Below are 22,975 nucleotides of genomic sequence, written 5' to 3' on the forward strand. Positions count from 1 at the left end.
CGGTTTCTCCTAAGCCGTCGGTGCCGGGGCGAGTATTTCCACCACTGCCGCGCCGACTTCCATTCCGGGGGCGGCGGCAATGATCAGCACGTGGTCGCCGGGCCCGGCCTGCCCGGTGGTCCATACGTGTTCGAGTGCGAGGAACGGATCGGCCGCGCCGGTGTGCCCGATGGTGCGCAGGTACTCCCAGACCTCTTGGTGCTCTTCGACTTCCAGTGGCAGCACGACGGTGGCTTCCACCGAGTCGCGGCCGAAGCCGATATGGCAGACCTTGGTGATCTTGTCCATGCTCACGCCCGCCTCGTCGAGGACCTGCCGGGCGGTCGCGGCCACCAGGGTGCCGAGGTTGTGGATGGGCGGCGCCTGCCCGGTGGCCCACAGTTCGACGACCTTCGTTTCGCGGTCGTCGAAGTTCAGTCCGATGCCGCGGGTGATGCCCGGCGGGAAGATCTCCTCGCCGGCGCGGTGCAGCACCTCCATCGAGGCATCGGAGCGTGAACCGACCGCGAGTACCTTCGCGAATCCGGCACGCCGCGAAACCACCACGGCCGCACCGGCGTCGGCCATGACGAAGAGCCGCGAACCGCGCCATCGATCGACGGTGGGGGTCGAGTAGTTGTCGCCCGTGGTGATCAGCACCGCATCATGCGAGGGGTCGGCGGCCAGCCGGTGTGCGGCGATCTCGAGGCTGGAAAGCATGCCGAGGCAACCCTGTTTGAGCTCCACGGCCGAAACCGGCCGGTCGACGGTGTGGCGCAGAATGTAGTGCGACGCCGACCAGCCGTCCGGTCCTTGATGGTGGGTGTAGGCGTGCAGCAGCGCGCCGATGTCGTCGGCCCGATGCCCGCTCGCGGCCAGGGCCTTGCGGCCCGCCTCGATCGCCAGATCCGGTGCCGAGGTGCCCGCGCTCACGGCAATCGACCGGTAGCCCAGGGAGTCTCGCGCCGCCTCGTCGAACCAGCCCGCGGCCACCGCCGACTCCGTCGCGATCAGTTCCGGTACCTGGCTTCCGATGCCCGCCAGGAAGAGGTCGTGCGTCCGCATGAGCTCGATGAGATCATCTTCGCGGCCCGATCTCATGAGTAGTAACTACTCAATTTCCTTGCGTTCGAGAACTTTCCGCGGATTTGAGTAGCCGGGACCCGAACTTGAGTAGTCGGGCGTCTGGCCGGAGCCGCACGCCGCCGCAATCATGAACACGAAGCGCTGAAGGAGTGGGGTCTCGGATGAATCAGACGTCTATGGTGCGCACGGAGAAGTACGCGGTGGCGTTTCCCCGGCGGGGATCGATACTCGACGCGAACGAGCTGAACGCGGTCTGCGATCTGCTCGCCGACAATGCCCCTTTGTCCGCGGGCGAGTGGCGGGACAGATTCGAGGAGAAATTCCGGCAGCATATCGGCAGCCGGTACGCACTTTCGGTGACGAGCGGAACCACCGCACTGGAGATAGGGATTCGGCTGCTCGATCTTCGACCCGGCGATGAGGTGATCGCCACCTGCCAGACGTTTCAGGCGTCGATACAGCCGTTGCTCGACCTCGGTGTCCGGGTCCGGTTCTGCGATATCGACGCCGAGACGGCGAATATCGACCCCGATGCGATTGCCGGCCTGATCACCCCGGATACGAAGGCCCTGATCCTCGTCCATTACGGCGGCAATCCCGCTGATATGGACCAGATTTGCACTATCGCACATCAGCACGGACTGCTCGTGCTGGAGGACTGCGCGCATGCGATAGGCGCCTCGTATCGGGGCCGGAAGCCCGGCTCGCTCGGGGATATCGGCTGTTTCAGCTTCCATTCCTCGAAGAACATCACCACCCTCGGGGAAGGCGGCATGATCACCTTCGATCGGGACGAGTGGGCGGAACGCGCCGACCGCATCCGCTCGAACGAGGTGGACGCCGTCCTCGGCCCGCCGGGCAGCGCACTGGGCCTGCCGCCGTCCGCGCTGCCCTGGATGAAGTTCGCCGACGGGGCCTATCGGCATTCCTACACCCAGATTCTCGGCTCGGGAACCAATGCGGTGCTCTGCGAGCCGGCCTGTGTCGCGGGCATCGTCCAATTGGACAAGCTCGACGGCTTCGTCGCACGGCGCCGCATGATCGCGGCTCGCCTCGACGAGGTGCTCGCCGCGCATCCCGAACTGGTCCGGCTGCCGGCCGTCGACCCTCGTGACGAGCACGCGTACCACCTGTACACCTTCTTCGTGCGGACCGGCGAGGAAGCGCGCTATCGACTGATCCGAGCATTGGACGAGCAGGGCGTCGAGGTGCAGCTGCGGTATTTCCCCCTGCACCTGACCCCGGAATGGCAATCGCGCGGCCATCGCCCGGGTGAATGTCCGGTGGCGGAACGTTTGTGGTTCTCCGAGCACATGAATCTCCCTTGCCATCCGTCGCTTTCGGACGAGCAGGTGGAGCTGATGTGCGCCGCCCTGGAGAACTCTTTGAATCACCTTCGATAACGAGGAACAGCAATGCCTTTCATCAACGTCAAGATCCTGGAAAAGCGAATCGACCCGCAGCACAAGGATCTGCTCATAGCGAAGCTGACCGATGCCGTGGTGGAGACCTACGGCGAGGAGATCCGCGACCACGTGTGGATCGTGCTGGAGCCGATTCCCGCGGAGCGGTGGGGTATCGGCGGAAAACCCGTGTCCTGATCACGCCGCGACATTCTGTACCAGGAGAGAACCATGAAATTCGGTCTGAACTTCTTCCCCGTCTTCACGCCGGACCGGAAAACGGGAGCTCAATACTTCCGCGAGGTGCTGGAGCTGTCGAAGCTGGCGGATGCCTTCGGATTCGAGCATGTGCAGACCGTCGAGCACTACGGCACACCGTACGGCGGCTACAGCCCGGACCCGGTGACCCTGCTTGCCGCCATCGCCGCGGTCACCGAGCGGATCCGGATCACCACCGGTGCGGTGATCCCCGCCTTCACGCACCCGCTGAAGCTGGCGGGCAAGCTCGCAATGCTCGACAACCTGTCGGACGGGCGGCTCGACGTCGGATTCGGCCGGGGTTTCCTGCCCGAGGAATTCGAATGGTTCGGCGTGCCCATGGACGAGAGCCGCCGCCGGTTCGCCGAGGGCGTCGAGGCGTGCCGGCGCTTGTGGAGCGAGACCGATGTGGTGTTCGACGGGGAGTTCTCCTCGTTCGGGCCGGTCACCCTGCTGCCCAGGCCGATTCAGCAACCGACGCCGCCGATCTTTCTCGCGTCGGCGTCGAGCGCGGAATCCTGTGCCGCGGCGGGAGCGGCGGGCTATCACCTGCAGGTGGTGCCCTCCATCGTCAGCCACGGTGAACTGCTGGAAATGCTCGCCGCCTACCGTGGCGCGTGGCCCGGAAACACCAGTGGCCGAATCCAGATCAAGTACACCTGCTATCTGTCCGAGGATCGGGACGAGGCGCTGCAACGCGGCGAAGAGCTGGAGAACAATTACGTCGCGCTCATGTCGCAGGCGGTGGCCTCCTGGGCGCAGACGCGCTCGGATCAGTACGCCGGCTACGAGAAGCTGATCGACAAGGTACGGCGCTACGACTTCGGCAAGTCGCTCACCGATTGCAAGGTGCTCGCGGGCACGCCGGGAGATGTTGCCCAGCAACTGACTTCGATTCGCGACTGGTACGGCGATGATCTCTCGGTCAGCATCCAGATCAATCCCGGTTATCTGGACTACGAGACCTCCGAGCGCACGCTGCGGCTGTTCGCCGATGAGGTACTGCCGCTGTTCGACAGCGGGAACCAGGCGTGACCGAAGCGGCGCTGGACGCCGAGGTCGCGGTGATCGGGCTGGGCGCCTGGGGCGCCTCCACCCTCTGGCAGCTGGCGCGCCGTGGGGTGCGGGCGGTGGGCCTCGACCGATTCGGCAGAGCCCACCGGTTCGGGGCCTCCCACGGGGGCAGCCGGATGTTCCGGATCACCTGCCTGGAGCACCCGGGCCTGGTGCCGCTGGCGCGCCGCTCGCTGGACCTCTGGCGCGAGTTGGAACGCGAGAGTGGGCGGGAGCTGCTCTTCGGATCCGGTGGGCTGCTCATCGGATCGCCTGACAGTCAGGTGGTTTCGGGCACGCTCGCCGCGGCCGCACAGCACGACATCCCCATCGAGAAGCTGGATCGCGCGGCACTGCTCGCCCGCTATCCGCAGCACAGCGATATCGGCGTGGACGACATCGGGGTCTGGGAACCCTCGGCACGACTGATCCGTCCGGAGGAGGCAGTGGCGGCCGCCTTGACCTGCGCGGAGAAGGCCGGCGCGCAAGTTCATTCGGGGGTTCAGGTCCTCGGTGTCGAGCAGTCCGGGGACACGGTGCGAATCCACACCTCGATCAGCTCCTTGCGAGTGCGCCGAGCGGTGATCACCGCCGGCTCCTGGCTACCGTCGCTGGTCGAACTGCCCGGCACCAGGGTGCTGCGGATGCCGGTCACCTGGTTCCGCCCGACCGGGACGAACCTCTCCTACCAGCTGGCCGATTTCCCGGTCTTCATGCGGCAACTCGACGCCGAAACCGTGCTGTGGGGGTGCGGGGCCGAAGGCGACTACGACGTGAAACTCGGTCTGGAGCAGTTCGGCGCGCACGGAGTGGGCCTGGACCTGGAGACCATGGATCGGTCCATCGGCGCTATCGACTGGGCGGAGCTTTCCGCACTGCTGCCCAGATATCTGCCCGGCCTGCAACCGAATCCGGAGCGCATCGATCTCGGCATGCTGACCATCACCCCGGATGGTCAGTTCCTGCTGGGACCGCTACCCACGGCCTCGAGTGTGCTGGTGGGCGGTGGCGACAATGCCCACGGCTTCAAACATGCCGCAGGCATCGGCGAATACCTCGCCGATCTCGCCTGCGATGAGCGGCCACGAATCGATCTGTCCTTCGCCGATGTGCGGCGTCTGTGGTGAGGCGGGAAGAAATGGCAGAAACCACGAGCGCTGAGACGCCTCTCAGCCAGGGGTTCAAGGGAGTGTTCCAGCGCCTGGCCGGACTGGCGGAGGGCGATCCGGAACTCGCTGCGGTCCAGCCCGATCCGGCTGTCGAAGCGGCTGCGGCGCGGCCCGGTCTCTCCTTCGCGGAACAGGTCGACGTCCTGATGCGCGGTTATGGTGACCGTCAGGCTGTCGGGTATCGCACGCCCTCGCGCGAACCGGAGATGACGGCGCTCAGTTACCGTGAACTATGGTCCCGGGCAGGGGCTTTGGCCGCTCACTGGAGTGATCGCCATCAACTCGGCGCTCAGGATTTCCTCGTCACGCTCGGCGTCACCGGCGTGGACTACCTGACTGTGGAGCTCGCCGGGATATGGCTCGGCATGGTCTCGGTGCCGATGCAATCCATTGCCACGGGCGACACCGTGCGGACGGTCCTCGCCGACAGCAGGCCCCGGGTGCTGGCTACCAGTGCCGCAAATCTCGACAAGGCGGTGGAGGGCGCCCTGACGAGCGAAACCATCGCTCAAATAGTGGTTTTCGACTACCACGAGGACCTGCCGGAACATCGCACCGCGGTGACTCGGGCGAAGCAACGGCTGGACAACATCGCCGTGGCAACTCTCGACACGGCCGTTGCCGCCGGAAGCTCCTGTCCGGTACCGGCATTGGCTGCTTCGCAGGATGATGACCTGAGTTTCGTCATCTACACCTCCGGCAGCACCGGAACTCCCAAAGGCGCCCTGCAACGGATCTCGAACCAGCGGATCATCTGGAATCTGGATCCCAACCTCCGGATGGCCACGGGTGCGGGCATGGTGACCGTCAACTTCTACCCGATGAGTCACATGGTGGGCCGCGTGTCGGTCTTCTTGACGCTGGCGTGCGGAGGCACAGCGTATTTCACCGGATTCGAGAACGACACCGCGTTCTTCGCCGACCTGGCGTCGATCCGGCCGACGGAGATCTTCTTCGTCCCCAGAATCTGCGAAATGCTGTGGCAGATATATCTTTCCGAGTCTGGTACGCCGCCGGAAGGCGAGGAGTTCGATACGCCGACGCTGGAGCGTATGCGCGTCGAACTACTGGGTGGCCGGGTGGTCTCCGCCATGGTGGGGAGTGCCCTCACCACGCCGCTGCTGGAGAAGTTCATGAAAGCCCTCCTGGGCTTCGAGATGCTGAACGGCTACGGCTCCACGGAAGCCGGCAGCGGCCTCCTCATCAACGGCTACGTCATGCACCACAAGATCGACGCCTACCGGCTGGTCGATGTTCCGGAGCTGGGGTACTACACGACCGATCGGCCGTATCCGCGGGGTGAGTTGCAGATCAAGTCCCGCACCGTCATCTCCGGCTATCTGGGCCGCCCCGAGCTCAATGACGAGATCTTCACCGCCGACGGGTTCTACCGCACGGGTGACATCTTCGCGAAGATCGAGACCGACCGCCTGAGTTATCTGGATCGACGCAATAACGTGGTGAAGCTGGCGCAGGGCGAGTTCCTGCCGCTGTCCACGCTGGAGGCAAGCTATCTGACCTCGGAGCGCGTGCACCAGATCGTCTTGTACGCCTACCCGGGTCGCTCCTATCCCCTGGCGGTGGTGGTTCCCACGACCGCAGCCCGGCAGCAGATCCCCGACTCCCGGGAGCTGGCAGAGAGCATCGTCGCAGACCTCGTTCGCCATGCGAAAGAGCAGAAGCTGCAGCCCTACGAGGCGCCCCGTGCGGTACTTCTTGCCGATGAGCCCTTCACCCAAGCCAATGGCATGGTCTCGGATGCACACAAAGTGCTGCGCCCCAGGGTCATCGAGCTCTACCGCGATCGGCTGGAGAACAAGTATCGGGAACTGGAGGACACCGGCGCCGAACTCATGAGGGCGCTGCGGGGGTCCGGGGCGGCCATCCCGCCCGAGCAGGGCGTGCGCATGGCTGTCGCCGCAATGCTGGATTCCGAGGTCGAGACCGTCTCCGGATCCATGAGATTCTCCGACCTGGGCGGCGATTCGATCTCCGCGGTCACCTTGGCCGATCTGCTCAACGATATGTACGGGGTGCGGATCACCGTCGCTACGGTCACCAATCCGGCCATGGATATCGACGGAATCGTGCAATCCATTGCGGCACAGCAGAATAACGAGTCGGCCGGCCTGTCGGCAACGGCCGTACATCCGGCATATCCACGACTCGAGGCCAGTGATCTGGTACTCGACACGTTCATCGACAGCGCATCCCTGAATCCCGATGCCGGGCAAGGAATGTGGCCGCCTCGACGCGTCCTGCTGACCGGCGCCACCGGATATCTCGGCCGGTTCCTGGTCCTGGAGTGGTTGCATCGGCTCGAGCAAACGGACGGCACTCTCTATTGCCTGGTGCGCGGGCAGGATGACGCCGCCGCACAAGCCCGGCTGGATGCGGTATTCGAGGCCGGGGATCCCGATCTCCGGGCGGAGTACCGATCCCTCAGGCCTCGGCTCACGGTGATCGCCGGTGACTTCGACACTCGCGATCTCGGACTGAGTGAACAGGATTTCCGCAGTCTCGCGGAATCCGTGGACCTGATCATCCACGCCGGCGCCCTGGTGAACCATGTGCTTCCCTACAGGGAACTCTTCGGGCCCAACGTATTCGGTACCGCCGAAGTGATTCGCTTGGCGCTGACCACGCGGCGCATCCCCGTCGCCTTCATATCCTCCGTGGGAGTGATCCACGGCAGCGGAGTCCCCATCGCCGATTACCTCGAGGACAGCGATCTTCGGCAGATCGATCCTGTGCGTGACAGCCGGCACGGCTATGCGAGCGGGTACGGGGACACCAAATGGGCCGCCGAGATACTGCTCCGCGAGGCGCACGATCGATATGGATTGCCGGTCACGGTCTTCCGCGCCGGCATGATCCTCGGGCACCGCAAGTATTCGGGACAGTTCAACGCGGCCGACAGCTTCAGCCGCCTATTCTGGAGCATCCTCCGCACCGGCCTGGCCCCGCAGACCTTCTACGGGAGCACCGGCGCCGGGACTCGGCCGCACTACGACGGTTTGCCGGCCGATTTTGTGGCCGAGGCTGTTTCAGAGCTCATCACGGACTCGGGTTATGCCACTTTCCACGCGGCCAATTCCCATGATGACGGCGTGAATCTCGATTCCTTCGTGGACTGGCTCAACGCAGCAGGCCATCCCATCACGAGGATCCCGGATTATCGGGAATGGCTCGCCCGCTTCGAACAGTCCCTGCGGGCACTGCCGGAGCCGCAGCGACAGCAATCCATATTGCCGCTACTGCACTCCTTGACGGCAACCGCCGCGGCCGAGCCCGGGACCTCGGTCTCCACCAAGCACTTCGAACAAGCCTTGGCGGAGCGCTCGGGAGCAACAATCCCCCACCTGGATCAGGATCTGATCATCAAGTACGCCAATGACTTCCAGGTGAAGGAGCTGTTGTTCACGACAGAATGAGCGAGGCCGCGTGTTCGCCGATCATCATGGTGGCCGCATTCGTGTTGCCACCCACGATGCTCGGCATGATGGAGGCGTCGGCGACGCGGAGTCCCTGCACTCCGCGGACCCGCAGCGTCGGGTCCACCACCGCACGCTCGTCCACACCCATGCGGCAGGTGCCGACCGGGTGATAGACGGTGGTCGCGCGGTTCGGGACCTCGCTCACCAGCTCCGCGTGACCGGGAAACCCCGGGCCAGGCGCGATTTCGGTCTCCACCAGGGAGCCGATCGACTTCGCGGCCATGATCTCCCGGGTCAGCTCCATGCCGTACACCAGCGTGTCCAGATCACGCTGTTCCGCGAGATAGTTGGGGTCGATGGCAGGTGCGACGGTGGGGTCGGCCGAGGTCAAGCGCAGCGTGCCCCGGCTCTGCGGGTAGATCATCGTCACCAGGATGCTCAGCGACCGCCGCGGATCGGGAGTGTGGCGAATCGGCGCATCCTGATTAGGGCTGGGATACCCCCAGGGCAGCACATGTAGTTGCAGGTCCGGTATCCCCTCCGTATACGGGGTGCGCAGGAACGCCACCACCTCGAGGACGCTCCGCGCGAGCCAGGTGCTGTTGTTCCGCAACGACTCCCGCACCATCGCGCGGGCGAAGTAGCCCGGCGCCGACCGGTGCACGGCGGTCGGCATGGCGAAGCTCATCGGCACGAACAGATGGTCGTGCAGGTTGTCCCCCACCGGCAGGTCGGCGACCACATCGATCCCGAAGGCGCGGAGATGATCGGCGGGTCCGATCCCGGAGAGCATGAGCAACTGCGCGGACCCGAAGGTGCCGGCGCTCACGATCACCTCGCGCTCGGCACGCAGGACTTCACTCCCCCGTTCGGTCCGGTATTCCACGCCGACAGCCCGCCCGTTCTCGACGAGTATCCGCACGACATGCGTATTCGGCAGCACCGTAAGGTTTTTCGGCCGACCGTCGAGGTAACCCACCGACGTGCTGTAGCGCAGCCCGTCACTGTTGCTCTGCTGAAAGATCGAGACCCCTTCCTGCTCGGCGCCGTTGTAATCGGGATTACGTGCGACACCGGTGGTTTCGGTCAATGCCTGCATGAACGACTCGGATGCGGGCGTCAGATCGCGAGCGCGGATCACCTTGATCGGCCCCGAGTCCCCGCGGAACTGATTCGCGCCGTCCTCGAAGGACTCCAGCTTCTTGAAGATCGGCAGCACCTCGTCATACGACCAGCCGCTGTTACCCGCAGCGCCCCAATCGTCGAAGTTGCGCCGGTTGCCGCGCACGAACACCATGCCGTTGACGGAACTCGACCCGCCGACGACCTTCCCGTGTGTCTGTGGAATGGTGCGTCCCAGCGCATGCTTCTGCTCGACGGTGTAATGCCCCCAGTCGACCATCTTCTTCAACTGCGGCACCGCATGCAGCGGCCCGATCAGCCCGGGCTTCCGCACCAGCCTGGTGTTGTCCCGCCGCCCCGCCTCGATCAACGTGACACCGGCCCCGGAATCCGCCAGCCGGCGCGCGATGATCGCCCCGGCACTCCCGGAACCGATGATGATGTAATCCGTCACCGCCACGACCGGCCTCCCTGCCCACCTGTTTCCGCCGCGATCCGCCGACGAAATACGGACGATTCTCCTCCCGGATGTGTCCCGGCCGGTACGGTTTCGGCGCCTTGATTGCCCGAAAACTGGTGCGCGAGTGAGAGGTCAGACTGCCGGCGGGAGTTCGCGGCCGGATCGTCCGGAACCATCAGGGCCGCTCCCGGTGAGCACCGGGGGCGGCCCTGTTCGTTCCGTCCGAAAGCAACCCCGGTCGTCCGGGGGAGTGCGGTTCAGTGGTCGTGGTCGTCGTCTTCGCCGTGCGGGTGACCGTGGGTGAGTTCTTCCTCGGTGGCGTCGCGGACGTCGACGACCTTGACGGCGAAGTGCAGGCGCTGGCCGGCGAGGGGGTGGTTGCCGTCGATGGTGACGTCATCGCCGTCGACGTCGACGATGGTGACGACCTGGGTCTCGCCGTCCGGGGCCTCGGCCTCGAACTGCATGCCCGCCTCGAGCTCGTCGAGGTCGAACATGCTGCGGTCGACGACGCTGACCAGTTCGGCCTCGAATTCGCCGTAGGCGTCCTCGGGCTCGACGACGACGTTCACCTCGTCGCCGACGGTTTTGCCGTGCAGGGCGCGCTCCAGGCCGGGGACGATATTGTCCGCGCCGTGCAGGTAGACGAGCGGGGTGTCGCCGACCGAAGTGTCCAGCACTTCGTCGGCGTCGTCGGTCAAGGTGTACTCGATGGAGACAACCTTGTCGGAGTCGATCACCATGGTGCGGGGCCCTTTCGCAAAAGGAAGTATCGGACGCGCAAATGTATCCGACGGCGGCGGACTACCGGGCGAGCAGGCCCTTGGCGATGTGGGTGACCTGGATTTCATTACTGCCCGCGTAGATCATCAGCGACTTGGCGTCGCGGGCGAGCTGCTCGACCTTGTATTCGGCCATGTAGCCGTTGCCGCCGAAGAGCTGCACCGCCTCCATGGCGACCTCGGTGGCGGCGCGCGAGGAGTACAGCTTCATGGCCGACGCCTCGGCGAGGGACACCTTCTCCCCCGCGGCCGTGCGCTCGATGGCGTTGAACACCATGTTCTGCACATTGATCCGCGCGATCTCCATCTCGGCGAGCTTGAGCTGGATGAGCTGGAACTGCGCGATCTCCTTGCCCCACAGCTTGCGCGACTTCGCGTAATCCACGCAGAGCCGGTGACATTCGTTGATGATGCCCAGCGCCAGGGAGGCGATGCCGATGCGCTCGGCGGCGAAAGACTCCTTGGCGCTGTCCTTTCCGTCGCCCTTGGCCGGATTCTCGGTCTCGCCGAGCAGCCGATCGGGGGTGATGCGGACATTGTCGAAGAAGAGCTCGCCGGTGGGCGAGGAGTTCATGCCCATCTTCTTGAACGGCGCGCTCTGCACGAAGCCCGGCATGCCCTGGTCCAGCACGAAGGTCAGCACCTTGCGCTCGCGCCGGTCGGTGCCGTCCTCCTCGTCCAGCTTGGCGTAGACGACGGTGATATCCGCGTACGGGCCATTGGTGATGAAGGTCTTGCGGCCGTTGAGGATGTAGTCCGCGCCGTCCCGGCGGACGTAGGACTTCATGCCGCCGAAAGCGTCCGAGCCCGAATCGGGTTCGGTGATCGCCCACGCGCCGACCTTCTCCATGGTGACCAGTTCGGGCAGCCAGCGCTTCTTCTGCGCGAGCGTGCCGCGACTCCGGATGGTGCCCGCGGTGAGACCGAGGCTCACGCCCATCGAGGCCACCAGACCCAGGCTGACCCCGGCCAGCTCGCTGTTCAGAATGACGCCCATGCTGCCCGCGCCACTGAACCCGCCACCTGCCTTACCCGCGGTCCCGGCCTCCTCGCGGGCAATGGCCTTCTCCAGGCCTTCCCGGGCCATCTCGTCGAGGCCGAAGGTCGCGTACAGCTTGCGAATGATGTCGAACGGCGGCAGCGCACCGCTCTCCAGCTGGTCGACGTGAGGCTTGATCTCCTTGTCGATGAAGCCGCGCACGGCGTCGCGGAACATCAGGTCTTCGTCGGACCACTGGTACATGTCGTGAACTCCCGAGGGATAGCCGGAACTGTCCCCCGAATATAGAACACGTTCTACTCAGGAACCCTCTTCGTCGTCCTCGTCGGAGGCCGGGGGTGTGCCGTCGCCGCCGCGGATGGACCAGAGCAGGCCGTCCAGTTCGTCCGGCTTGATGAGGACGTCGCGGGCCTTGGAACCCTCGGAGGGGCCGACCACACCGCGGGTTTCCATGAGGTCCATGAGGCGGCCGGCCTTGGCGAAGCCGACGCGGAGCTTGCGCTGCAGCATGGAGGTGGAGCCGAACTGGGAGGTGACCACCAATTCGATTGCCTGCAGGAGCAAGTCGAGGTCGTCGCCGATGTCGGGGTCGACGTCCTTCTTCTCGCCGGCCTTGGCGGCGGTGACGCCTTCCTGGTAGTCGGGTTCGGCCTGGTTCTTGGCGAAATCGACGACCGCGGAGATCTCCTCGTCGGAGATGAAGGCGCCTTGCAGACGGGTCGGCTTGCTCGCGCCCATGGGGAGGAACAGGCCGTCACCCATGCCGATGAGCTTTTCCGCGCCCGGCTGGTCGAGGATGACCCGGGAGTCGGTGAGAGACGAAGTGGCGAAGGCCAATCGGGACGGGACATTGGTCTTGATCAGGCCGGTGACCACGTCCACCGAGGGGCGCTGGGTGGCCAGGACCAGGTGAATGCCTGCGGCGCGGGCCTTCTGGGTGATGCGGACGATGGCGTCTTCCACGTCCCGGGGCGCCGTCATCATGAGGTCGGCGAGCTCGTCGACGATGGCGAGAATGTACGGGTACGGGCGATACACCCGTTCACTGCCCAGCGGCGCGGTGATCTGACCCGACTTGACCTTGCGGTTGAAGTCGTCGATGTGCCGGACCTTGTTGGCCTGCATGTCCTGATAGCGCTGTTCCATCTCCTCCACCAGCCAGGCCAGCGCGGCGGCGGCCTTCTTGGGCTGGGTGATGATGGGGGTGATCAGGTGCGGAATGCCCTCGTAGGGCGTGAGTTCCACCATTTTCGGGTCGATGAGGATCATGCGCACCTCATCGGGGGTGGCCCGGTGCAGCAGTGAAACCAGCATCGAGTTCACGAAACTCGACTTACCGGAACCGGTGGAACCCGCCACCAGCAAGTGCGGCATCTTGGCCAGGTTGGCGCTGAGGAACTCACCCTCGATGTTCTTGCCCAGGCCGATCACCAGCGGGTGATGGTCGGTGCGGGTCGAGGGGGCCTTCAACACGTCCGCCAGGCGCACCAATTCGCGGTCGGCATTGGGCACTTCGATGCCGACGGCCGACTTGCCCGGGATGGGCGCGAGTAATCGCACGTTCTCGGTGGCCACCGCGTAGGCGAGGTTACGGGCCAGGGCGGTGATCTTCTCGACCTTCACGCCGGGTCCCAGCTCGACCTCGTAGCGGGTGACGGTCGGGCCGCGCACGAAACCCGTGACGGCGGCGTCGATCTTGAACTGCACCAGGACCTCGGTGATCGCCTCGATCATGGATTCATTGGCGGCCGAACGCTTCTTGGGCGGATCACCATCGGTGAGCAGCGTCAGCGGCGGCAACTGGTAGTCGCCCTCGACCTCACGCTCGGTGACGAACTCCAGCTGCTGCGGTTCCGGCGGCGGCGGGGTCTGATCGACGACCTTCGGGGCCTTGCGCGGCTTGGGTTTCGGCTTCTCGGGCGCGATCTCCTTCGCGTCCTGCAGCGGGGGTTCGCCGATGACCTCGGTGGCCGCGTCCGAGCCGCCGAACTCGTCGGGCGGGTAGTTCTCGGACGGCGTCTTGCCGCGGCGGCGGCGCACCTCGGGGCGGTGCAGCGGAAACCCGTCGGCGTCATAGCCGTCCGGATCGTAGAGGCCGGGTTCGTCGGAGTAGCCCTCGTATTCGTCACCGCGGCTCCCGGTGCCGAAGATCTCGCGCAGCGCCTCGGGCACCTCGCGCACCGTGGTGCCGGTGAGCAGCAGGATGCCGAAACCTATCGCCAGCATCAGCAATGGCACCGCCAGCCAGGCGCTGAGCCCGTCCGCCAGCGGACCGCCCACCACATATCCGACGAATCCGGCGGCATGCTCACGCCCGTGCGCATCGGCCGGCGCACCCGCCGCCAGATGCCAGATACCCAGCAACGGCAGCCCGACCAGCAACCCACCCAGCACCAGCCGCGGCCGGATCTCCGGATGCGGTTCGGTGCGCATGAGAATCACCGCGATACCGATGGTCACGAACGGCAATGCGGCCGAAGCGGATCCGGCCACCATCCGCACCGCGGTATCCACCCAATGCCCCACCGGGCCACCCGCCGTGAACCACACGGCCGCCGCGATCACGAACGCGAAAGCCACCAGCCCCAGCGCGATCCCGTCGCGCCGATGCCCGTGCTCGATCTCCCCCGCCCGGCTGACGGCCCGCGTGGTCGCTCCCAGCCCGCGCGCCATCATGTTCCAGCCGCTGGTCACACCCCGCTGCACGACGGCCAGCGGCGCGGTGTTCGAACTCCGCCGCGCCGGGGCCTTCCGCGCGGGCGCCCGCCGTGGCGCCGCCTTACGCGCCCGCGTACCGGTACGCGGAGTACGCGCCTGGGACCGCGCAGGAGACTGTCCCCGCGTCGATCCCGCGCGCGAACGTGAGGATGCGGTGCCGCGGGCCTTACCTGCCATGCACCCCAGGCTAGCCGCAACGGCCCCACCCGGACCATCCGCAACACTCGACCCACCCATTTCAGACACCGTGACGCTCACTACCCCGCGGGTCAGGGGGCGGCGGAATCCAGGAGTTTGAAGGTCGGGGTCGGGGGGTGGGCGGTCCAGCGGGTCAGGGCGGCTTCGAAGTCGGGAATCTGGGTGCAGGCGGTGCGGTAGTACTCCGCGGCGTCGATGGTGCGGCCCAGTCGGCGGAGCGCGGTATAGCGAACCAGCATCGTATTGGTGTGGACCATGCCGATGCGGGGTGAATCGCGGGTGGCTTCGGCGCGTTCGGCCTGTTCGACCGCCTGGGCCAGGCGGCCACCGGCCAGATGGGCGAGCGCGGCGCGAGCGTGGATGGTGGATTCGAAGCGGGGACTGCCGGCGCGGCGGGCGACTCGCAGGGCAGCCTCGAACAGGCGGGTGCCCAATTCGGCGTCGCCCTCGTTGCTGAGCACCCAGGCTGCCTCGGTCAGCGCCCAGATCACATTGCGGCGGGGACCGAGCTGGCTGTCACCGATGACGGCCCGGGCGGCGGCCGCCAAGGCTTCGCGGTTCCGCCCGGCAGCCGAATAGGCCTGTGCCAGCAGGGAGTAGGCGACGCGGACGCATTCGGGACTACCGCCCGCCCGGTAGTGGCGCAGCGCCTCGGCGAAATACCTTGCGGCGCACGCGGGATCCGCACTGTAGAGGGCGAGCGCGCCCGCGTACACATTGGTGGTACCGGCTACCCAGGGATCGGCAGCGGCGTCGACCTCGGCCAGCAGCCATCGAATGTGCTCCGCGGCCCGGTGCGGTTCGGCGAATTCGGAGACCTGGACGAAGACCAGCGCGAGGCGGGCCCGCGCGGCCGCCACCCTATTGCCGTCCGCTTCGGTGGCGCGGATGAGTTCGTCGAGCGTCTTCTCGATGTCGACCGTCGCATCACCGGCCAGCATGGTTTCGGCCACCGCCAGCGCGAGATCCGCGGCCAGGGTGCGGTGCCGCGGGGTACCCGCGACCGCGAGATGGTAGAGCCGCACCAGGTTCCGGCGTTCCACCTGCAGGAACGCGCGGGTGGCATCCAGATCCGTCAGGCGGGTGCCCGGATGACCGGTCGGCGCGAGCCGCAGCCGCAGGCCCGGATGCCGCACGCGCAGCACGGTTTTCATGGTGGCCAGGTAGTAGTCGAGCAACCGCGCGACCACATCCGCGTCCGGATCACGGCCGTGACCGAGCGCGAACAGCCGCATGAGGTCGTGATAGTGGTAGCGGCCGCGGCCCGCGGTTTCGAGCATGCCGCGATCCACCAGCTCCTCGCAGACGTCCTCGGCGAGCGGTTCGATGGTGTCGAGCACGGCGGCGGTCGCGGCCAGCGGCAGATCGGGCAGCTGGGCGGCGGCCAGCAATCGGAAGGCGCGGGCGGCGGCGGGCGGCAGTTGCTCGTAGCCGGCCCGGAACGCGGCCGTCAACGCCAGCTCCCCCGCCCGGAAACGATCCAGGTCATGGCGTTCCGCGGCGAGCCGGTCGGCCTCGGAGACAATGGTCCACTGCGGCCGGGCCGCCACACGCGCGGCGACGATGCGCACCGCGATGGGCAGCAGGCCGCACAGTTCCACGATGCGCCGGGCGGCCTCCGGTTCGGCGGCGGTCCGGCGCGCGCCGACGATACGGGTGAAAAGCCGCACGGCTTCACCGGTTTCGAGCACCCGGAGCGCGGCCGAGTACACGCCGGGCAGCGCGGTCAGCGGGCGCCGCGCGGTGGTCAGCACCGCGCAGCCGGGCTCGCCGGGCAGCAGCGGCACCACTTGCGCTGCGTCGCAGGCATTGTCGAGCACGAGCAGCATGCGGCGGCCGCTCAGCGCCGACCGGAACAGCGCGGCCCGCTCGTCGACACCGGACGGGACCGCGCGCTGCGGAACACCCAGTGCGCGCAGGAACGCGCCCAGCACATGTTCCGGATCGGCGGGTGCCGCACCGGCGCCGTGCAGGTCGGCGTAGAGCTGACCATCCGGGTAGCAGTCCCGGATGCGGTGCGCCACATGCAGGGCCAGCGCGGTCTTGCCCACGCCGCCCATGCCGGAGAGGGCGACAATGGGCCGGATGCTGTCGGCGAGCACGCCGCACAGTTCCCGCACCAGGTCCTCGCGGCCGGTGAAATCGGCGGTGTCGGGCGGTAGTTGCGCCGGTTCGGGAGTGCAGACCGCGATGGCCGCGGTCATCGTGTCGGTTCCGGGCAGTTCGTCGGCGAGGATCTGCCGGTGCAGTTCCAAGAGCGCGGGCCCGGGTTCGATGCCCTGCTCGGCGACCAGCAGCTTGCGGATCCGCTGATATTCGTCGAGGGCCTCGGTGCGCCGGCCCGCCCGGTACAGGGCGGTGATCATGAGCCCGCGCAATCGCTCGCTGTGCGGATCACCGGTGATGAGCGCCTCCAGATCGGCGATGGCGCGCGGGTAGTCGCCGCGTTGCACCGTCAGGTCGGCCAGGTCTTCCTCGAGCGAGCGCTTCAATCGCCGCAGCCGTGCCCGCTCGATCTCCACCCAGGGACCGGAAACTCCGCTGAGCGGATCGCCCCGCCATTCCCGCAGCGCCGCACGCACGATCGCGTCGGCGCGATCGAATTCCCCGGCGGCTCGAGCGGTATCGGCCGCCACACGATGCGCTTCGACGCGGTCCACATCCATGGCCAGCGGGCCGGACAGCCGATAGCCACGCGATTCCGAGGACAGTGTGACCGGGTCGGCGGTCACCGTGCCGTTCACGGTCACAACCTGTTGCGTGGGCGCGGTGACCGTTTCCTGGCAGGCGAGGAGTTTGCGCAGGGCCCAGGCGTAGTTGCGCAGGGCGCCCACGGCGGAGGGCGGGCGGGTCACACCCCAGATGCCGTCGGCCAATTCTTCGACCGAGAGCGCGCGTCCGCGCGCGCAGGCCAGCATGACGAGGGCGGCCTGCTGCTTGGGCGGCATGGTCGCGGTGGGCACGCCATCCGACCTCAACTCGACCGGTCCCAGCACTGCGAGCTCCCAGGCCATTGCGAACTACCTCCCCACGAACCACTGACTGTCACGGACGCTAACGAGCACCGCGTGATCGTTTCATGACCGGGGAAGGCCGCCGTACGCTGCGGTACCTCAGACGCTGCGGTCGAGGGCGTGCACCGCGGCCACGTCGTCCGGCGCGCCGGTGGCCTCGAGCCGGACTTCATTGCGGCCGAAGGCATGCAGCAGCAGTTCGGACGGCAGGCCGGCCAATACGACGCTGCGATCGCCCGCCTGATGCGCGACGACGCGGCGGCCGTCCGGCGTCGCCAGCGCGACGGTCAGGTCCGCCTTGCGATAGGCCATCCGAGCCAGGCGGGCCAGCACTTTCCACAGCGCGTCCTCGTCGGCGGCGGAGAGTTGCCGGGGTTCCCAGCCGGGTGTGCCGCGGCGGACGTCCTCGTGATGCACGAACATCTCGGTGAGGTTCATGAGCGAATCCACCGGGCGCAGGTAGAACGGCGGGCCGGTGCGCACCTCGTCGAGCAGTTGCGGGAAAGGACGCCGAACGACCTTTTCCTGCACGCGTTCCAGGTAGGGCGCGAAGGGCTTCAGCATGATGCCGGGCGCGGCATCCGGGCGGCGTTCCCGGACGATCAGGTGTGCGGCCAGATCCCGGACGGTCCACTCCCCGCACAGGGTCGGTGCGTCCGGGCCCTTTTCGGCCATCGACTGCACCAGGGCCTGGCGTTCCCTCTGGGCCATACTCATGGCTGAACCCTATCCCGGCCGCGACCTCCCGCGCACGGCCGCGTTTTCCGGGGGTTCGCCCTGCTCGGTTCGGATTTCGGCCCTCTCAGCGGGGTCTTAAGCGGATCACCCGGCCTTCGATAAGCGGCGCAGTCGATCATGATTCCAGTCGCGGACATCGGGACGATGTCGGTGAACATCGCGGATTCGAGCCGCTGCCGGGTTGGCATCCGCCAATTCGGGTCGGTAGCTTGACTCCTCGGTCCATAGGGTCGTGGATCCCAAGTACAAGAAGGGCAACATTTTGAAGAAGATCGTCACCGGCGCTGCCGTGATGGTCGCGGCCGCCGGTTCCCTGCTCGTCGGCACCGCGGCTCCGGCCTCTGCCCAGTCGCTGAACTTCGGCGCGATCGCCCTGTCGGTGTCGACCGGCAAGATCGGCTACTCGTACGACTACTCGGACAGCGCGTCGGCGCAGACCGCGGCGGTGAACGAGTGCACCTACAACGATTGCAAGGTCGTGGCGAAGTTCGCCGACGGCTGTGGCGCAGTCGCCTACTCGGACAACGAGGGTTACTACACCTTCGGCGCCGCGTCCTCGCGCTCGGCGGCCAAGAGTCAGGCGCTGGGCCGCAACTACGGCGACGCCACCATCATCCACTGGAACTGCACCACCGGCTACCAGCTCTAGCCACGAATTCCGATACAGGGGAGCAATTTCGTTGAAGCACACCATCTTCCGCGCCACCGCCGCGGTTTTGCTGGCCACTTCAGCCTTCGGGCTGGTCGCCTGCAGCAAGTCCGGTGACTCGGCCTCGCCGTCCACCACCACCACCTCCGCCGCCGCGCCCGCCGGAAACTTCCAGGGCGACACCGACAGTGACACCAAGGTCACCGGCGCCGCCCCCTCGACCACCGCCGTGCCGAACCTGCCCAAGCCGACCGTGCAGGAACTCAACGACAAGGTCACCAAGGCGTTCGACCCGTCCATCGACTCCAAGACGAAGACCAGCTGGATCGAGGACGCCGGTCAGGACCCGGAGCTGGCCGCCAAGCTGGTCGACGCCGCGAAGAAGAACAACGTCCAGATCAAGATCACCAACGTGCAGGATCCGGTCGACGGCAAGCTCAAGGCCGACGCCGACGTCACCATCGACGGCTCCCCGGTGAACAACGCCACCGTCTCCTTCGTCGCCGACGGCACCGAGTGGAAGATCGACCACAACTACGCCTGCAGCATCGTGAAGGCCGCCAAGCTCGACTCCGCCGCCTGCCAGGACAAGTAGGACAGCAGGGCCCGATGACTCAATAAAGCCCGCTGGCCCTTATACGCCGAAATGGCCCCCGCAGCAATAGCTGCGGGGGCCATTTCTCTTGCGGCCGTGAGGATTCCGGTCAGACGCCGATGACCGTGGGGACGATCATCGGGCGGCGGCGGTATTTCTCCGCCACCCAGCGGCCGACCACGCGGCGGACGCTCTGGGCGATGCGGTGGGTGTCGGTGACGCCCTCGTTGGTGAGGCGGCGCAGTTCGGCCTCGACGAGTTCCTGGGCGTCGTCGAGCGCGTCCGGGTCGTCGGAGAAGCCGCGGCCGTGGACTTCCGGTGCGCTGACCGGCTTTCCGGTGGTCGAGTCGACCGCGACCGTGATGGAGATGAAGCCACCCTCGCCGAGGACCAGGCGGTCCGAGAGGGTGGATTCGCCGACATCGCCGACCGACAGGCCGTCGACGTACACCTGGCCGACCGGGACGCGGCCGGTGATGGAGGCGATGCCGTCGACCAGGTCGACCACAACACCGTTCTCCGCCAGCACGACTCGCTCCTCGGGCACGCCCGTCGCGACGGCCAGCGCGCCGTTGGCGCGCAGGTGCCGCCACTCGCCGTGCACCGGCATGGCATTGGTGGGACGGACCGCGTTGTAGAGGTACAGCAGCTCGCCCGCCGAAGCGTGGCCGGAGACATGGACTTTCGCGTTCTGCTGGGTCACCACGGTGGCGCCGAGACGAGCCAGGCCGTTCACGACGGCGAACACGGCGTTCTCATTGCCGGGAATCAGCGAGGACGCCAGCACCACGAGATCGTCGGCGCGAATATTGATCTGGCGGTGATCGCCGCGCGCCATCCGCGACAGCGCCGACAGCGGCTCGCCCTGCGAACCGGTCGAGATCAGCACCAGCTTGTGCACCGGCAGATTCGCGGCCTGATCCAGATCCACGACGAGACCGTCCGGCACATCCAGGTAGCCGAGGTCCTGCGCGATCTGCATATTGCGCACCATGGACCGGCCCACGAAGCAGATGCGGCGGTCGTAGCGCTGCGCCACATCGATCACCTGCTGGATGCGGTGCACGTGCGAGGCGAAGGACGCCACGATGACCCGGCCCTTGGCCTTGCCGATCACATTGTCGAGCACCGGGCCGATCTCGCGCTCGGGCGTCACGAAGCCCGGCACCTCGGCATTGGTGGAGTCGACCAGGAACAGGTCCACGCCCTCGTCGCCGAGGCGGGAGAACCCGGCCAGGTCGGTGAGGCGGCCGTCCAGCGGCAGCTGGTCCAGCTTGATGTCACCGGTGTGCAGGGCGATACCCGCGGGCGTGCGGATCGCGACCGCGATGGCATCCGGGATGGAGTGGTTGACGGCGAAGTACTCGCAGTCGAACGGGCCGTGCTGGGTGCGCTGGCCCTCGGTGACCTCGGTCAGGTTGGGCTGCAGGCGATGTTCCCGGCACTTGGCCGCGACCAGGGCGAGCGTGAACTTCGCACCGATGACCGGGATATCGCGCTTCAGGCGCAGCAGGAACGGCACCGCGCCGATGTGATCCTCGTGCCCGTGGGTGAGGATGACCGCGGCGATATCGTCCATGCGGTCCTCGATGGGACCGAAGTCCGGCAGGATCAGATCCACGCCGGGCTGCTGATCCTCGGGGAACAGCACACCGCAGTCGACGATGAGCAGCTTGCCGTCGTACTCGAAAACGGTCATATTGCGGCCGATTTCACCGATACCGCCGAGCGCGAACACGCGCAGGCCGCCCTTCGGCGCCTTCGGCGGGGCGCCCATCGCGTGCGGATCCCGCTGCGGCGGCGCGGTGTTCTCGGCCCGATCGCCGCGGCCCGACTGGCGGGAACGCGCGCCGCCCCGGCGGGAACGATCCTGACGGCCACGGGCGGAATCATCCTGACGCGCACGGCTGTCGTCCTGACGACCGGCGGCCGGGGCGTCCTGCGCCTCTGCCGACGCGCCATTGCGGCCGCGACCCCGGGCCGATCGACCGTTGGCGGATTCGCTTGCGGCAGTAGCGGATTCACCGCCTCCGGCATCCTGCTGACCGGTGCCACGCGCAGCGGCGCCCGACTTCCCGGCAGCGCGGCCCGAGCCCGCAGAGGCGGTCGAACTCGCACCGGCGGAGGCGTTCGAATCAGCCCCGGCGGCAGCGGACTTCGCGGCCGCGGTGGTCTCGGTCGCGGCGGCTTGCGCGCCCGCGTCCGCCGAAGACGCTGCCTTCGGCTGATATTCCGGTGCGTCCGGTGTCGGCGCGGGTGCTCCCGCGGCGCGGCTCGCGGTACGACGCGGCCGGCGTCCCACCGGGCCCGTCACGCAAGCACCCCGGCGGCGCGGAGGTCGACGGCGAGCGCGTCGAGCTGGTCCGCGGTCGGCATGAGTTGTGGCAAACGTGGCTCCCCTGTTTCGATGCCGAGCAGGCGCAGTGCTCCCTTGGTCATGGCGACGCCACCCAGGCGGGACATGGCCCGATTGAGCGGCAGCAGGCCGACATTGATCTCACGGGCGCGCTGCACCTCCCCGGCGAGATAGGCCTCGCGCAGCGCGCGCAGGCGATCCGGCACGAGATGGCCGATAACACTGATGAATCCGGTTGCGCCGAGCGACAGCCACGGCAGGTTCAGCGCGTCGTCACCGGAGTAGAAGGCCAGTCCGGTCTCCGCGATCAGTTCGGCGCCGGCGTTCAGATCACCCTTGGCGTCCTTCACCGCGACGATGCGCGGGTGCTCGGCGAGCCGGCGAATGGTGTCGGTGGCGATGGGGACCACGGAACGCGGTGGAATGTCGTAGAGCGTCACCGGCAGATCGGTCGCGTCGGCGACGGCGGTGAAGTGGGCGAACAGACCGTCCTGGGTGGGACGCGAGTAGTACGGGGTGACGACCAGCAAACCGTGGGCGCCCGCGCGCTGGGCGTTGCGGGCGAGTTCGATGCTGTGCGCGGTGTCGTAGGTGCCGGCGCCGGCGATGATGGTGGCCCGGTCGCCGACGGCGTCGACGACGGCCCGCAGCAGGTCGAACTTCTCGGATTCGGTGGTGGTCGGCGACTCGCCGGTGGTTCCGGAGATGGCGAGCAGGTCGACGCCGCCGTCGATCAAACGGGCGGCCAGGGCGACACCGGCATCGACGTCGAGCTTGCCTTCGACGGTAAAGGGGGTCACCATCGCGACACCTACTGTGCCGGACGCGTGCAGCTCGATTCGCGTCGATTCACCGTTCGTCATAGTCAGAAGCGTAACGCGTCATCGAAACGGGGTTTGCACCGTTATACCCGAACGGTCTCGTGCGGGGCGGGGAATTCGCGTCAGCCGACTGGATA

At 67.0% G+C, this 22,975-nt stretch carries 16 protein-coding genes; 7 read left to right on the plus strand and 9 right to left on the minus strand.

Annotation, left to right across the window (positions count from 1 at the left end):
- Positions 1-9: 9 nt before the first annotated feature.
- Entirely contained in the window at positions 10-1,044 is a 1,035-nt protein-coding gene (locus ACH438_RS28490) for a ketoacyl-ACP synthase III family protein (protein ID WP_397010579.1), read from the minus strand.
- 182 nt (positions 1,045-1,226) lie between these two features.
- On the opposite strand from ACH438_RS28490, the gene ACH438_RS28495 reads away from it, so the two are divergent.
- Genes ACH438_RS28495 through ACH438_RS28515 form a run of 5 tightly spaced genes read left to right on the plus strand, consistent with a single transcriptional unit; the run spans position 1,227 to position 8,382 of the window.
- Positions 1,227-2,468 carry a DegT/DnrJ/EryC1/StrS family aminotransferase gene (locus tag ACH438_RS28495; RefSeq protein WP_397010581.1) on the plus strand — a complete coding sequence of 414 codons (1,242 nt, stop codon included), beginning with the start codon at positions 1,227-1,229 and terminating at the stop codon, positions 2,466-2,468.
- 12 nt (positions 2,469-2,480) lie between these two features.
- Positions 2,481-2,666 (plus strand): 4-oxalocrotonate tautomerase family protein, encoded by a 186-nt coding sequence (locus tag ACH438_RS28500; protein ID WP_397010583.1) that lies wholly within the window; start codon positions 2,481-2,483, stop codon positions 2,664-2,666.
- 33 nt (positions 2,667-2,699) lie between these two features.
- Entirely contained in the window at positions 2,700-3,761 is a 1,062-nt protein-coding gene (locus tag ACH438_RS28505) for an LLM class flavin-dependent oxidoreductase (RefSeq protein ID WP_397010585.1), read from the plus strand.
- Positions 3,758-4,906, plus strand: coding sequence for an N-methyl-L-tryptophan oxidase (gene solA, locus ACH438_RS28510; RefSeq protein WP_397010587.1), 1,149 nt, complete (start codon positions 3,758-3,760; stop codon positions 4,904-4,906). The genes ACH438_RS28505 and solA overlap by 4 nt, the downstream gene beginning before the upstream one ends.
- Before the next feature lie 11 nt (positions 4,907-4,917).
- On the plus strand, positions 4,918-8,382 hold the full coding sequence (locus tag ACH438_RS28515) for a thioester reductase domain-containing protein (RefSeq protein WP_397010589.1): 3,465 nt from the start codon (positions 4,918-4,920) through the stop codon (positions 8,380-8,382).
- Here ACH438_RS28515 and ACH438_RS28520 read toward each other — a convergent pair.
- The 6 genes from ACH438_RS28520 to ACH438_RS28545 all read right to left on the minus strand — a co-directional run bounded on the left by ACH438_RS28520 (position 8,369) and on the right by ACH438_RS28545 (position 18,396).
- Positions 8,369-9,967, minus strand: a complete 1,599-nt coding sequence (locus ACH438_RS28520) for a GMC family oxidoreductase (protein ID WP_397010592.1) — start codon at positions 9,965-9,967, stop codon at positions 8,369-8,371. The genes ACH438_RS28515 and ACH438_RS28520 overlap by 14 nt on opposite strands.
- Before the next feature lie 257 nt (positions 9,968-10,224).
- Positions 10,225-10,710: a peptidylprolyl isomerase gene (locus ACH438_RS28525; RefSeq protein ID WP_397010594.1), complete on the minus strand. Its 486-nt coding sequence runs from the start codon at positions 10,708-10,710 to the stop codon at positions 10,225-10,227.
- 61 nt (positions 10,711-10,771) lie between these two features.
- Positions 10,772-11,992, minus strand: a complete 1,221-nt coding sequence (locus ACH438_RS28530) for an acyl-CoA dehydrogenase family protein (protein ID WP_397010596.1) — start codon at positions 11,990-11,992, stop codon at positions 10,772-10,774.
- 57 nt (positions 11,993-12,049) lie between these two features.
- On the minus strand, positions 12,050-14,704 hold the full coding sequence (locus tag ACH438_RS28535; RefSeq protein WP_397010598.1) for a DNA translocase FtsK: 2,655 nt from the start codon (positions 14,702-14,704) through the stop codon (positions 12,050-12,052).
- Between the two features lie 32 nt (positions 14,705-14,736).
- Positions 14,737-17,679, minus strand: a complete 2,943-nt coding sequence (locus tag ACH438_RS28540) for an AfsR/SARP family transcriptional regulator (protein ID WP_397010600.1) — start codon at positions 17,677-17,679, stop codon at positions 14,737-14,739.
- 99 nt (positions 17,680-17,778) lie between these two features.
- The gene (locus ACH438_RS28545) at positions 17,779-18,396 is read right to left on the minus strand and encodes a TIGR03085 family metal-binding protein (protein WP_397010602.1); all 618 of its coding nucleotides are present in this window, start codon (positions 18,394-18,396) and stop codon (positions 17,779-17,781) included.
- Between the two features lie 253 nt (positions 18,397-18,649).
- Here ACH438_RS28545 and ACH438_RS28550 point away from each other — a divergent pair, with 253 nt between their 5' ends.
- The gene (locus ACH438_RS28550) at positions 18,650-19,066 is read left to right on the plus strand and encodes a DUF4189 domain-containing protein (protein WP_397010604.1); all 417 of its coding nucleotides are present in this window, start codon (positions 18,650-18,652) and stop codon (positions 19,064-19,066) included.
- A 31-nt stretch (positions 19,067-19,097) separates the two neighbouring features.
- Positions 19,098-19,661 (plus strand): hypothetical protein, encoded by a 564-nt coding sequence (locus ACH438_RS28555; protein ID WP_397010606.1) that lies wholly within the window; start codon positions 19,098-19,100, stop codon positions 19,659-19,661.
- A gap of 109 nt (positions 19,662-19,770) precedes the next feature.
- On the opposite strand, the gene ACH438_RS28560 is transcribed toward ACH438_RS28555, so the two are convergent.
- On the minus strand, positions 19,771-21,975 hold the full coding sequence (locus ACH438_RS28560) for an RNase J family beta-CASP ribonuclease (RefSeq protein ID WP_397010608.1): 2,205 nt from the start codon (positions 21,973-21,975) through the stop codon (positions 19,771-19,773).
- On the minus strand, positions 21,972-22,880 hold the full coding sequence (dapA, locus tag ACH438_RS28565) for a 4-hydroxy-tetrahydrodipicolinate synthase (protein WP_397010610.1): 909 nt from the start codon (positions 22,878-22,880) through the stop codon (positions 21,972-21,974). Before dapA ends, ACH438_RS28560 begins: the two co-directional genes overlap by 4 nt.
- Between the last annotated feature and the right edge of the window lie 95 nt (positions 22,881-22,975).

Source organism: Nocardia sp. NPDC020380, from assembly GCF_044386975.1.
GTDB lineage: Bacteria > Actinomycetota > Actinomycetes > Mycobacteriales > Mycobacteriaceae > Nocardia.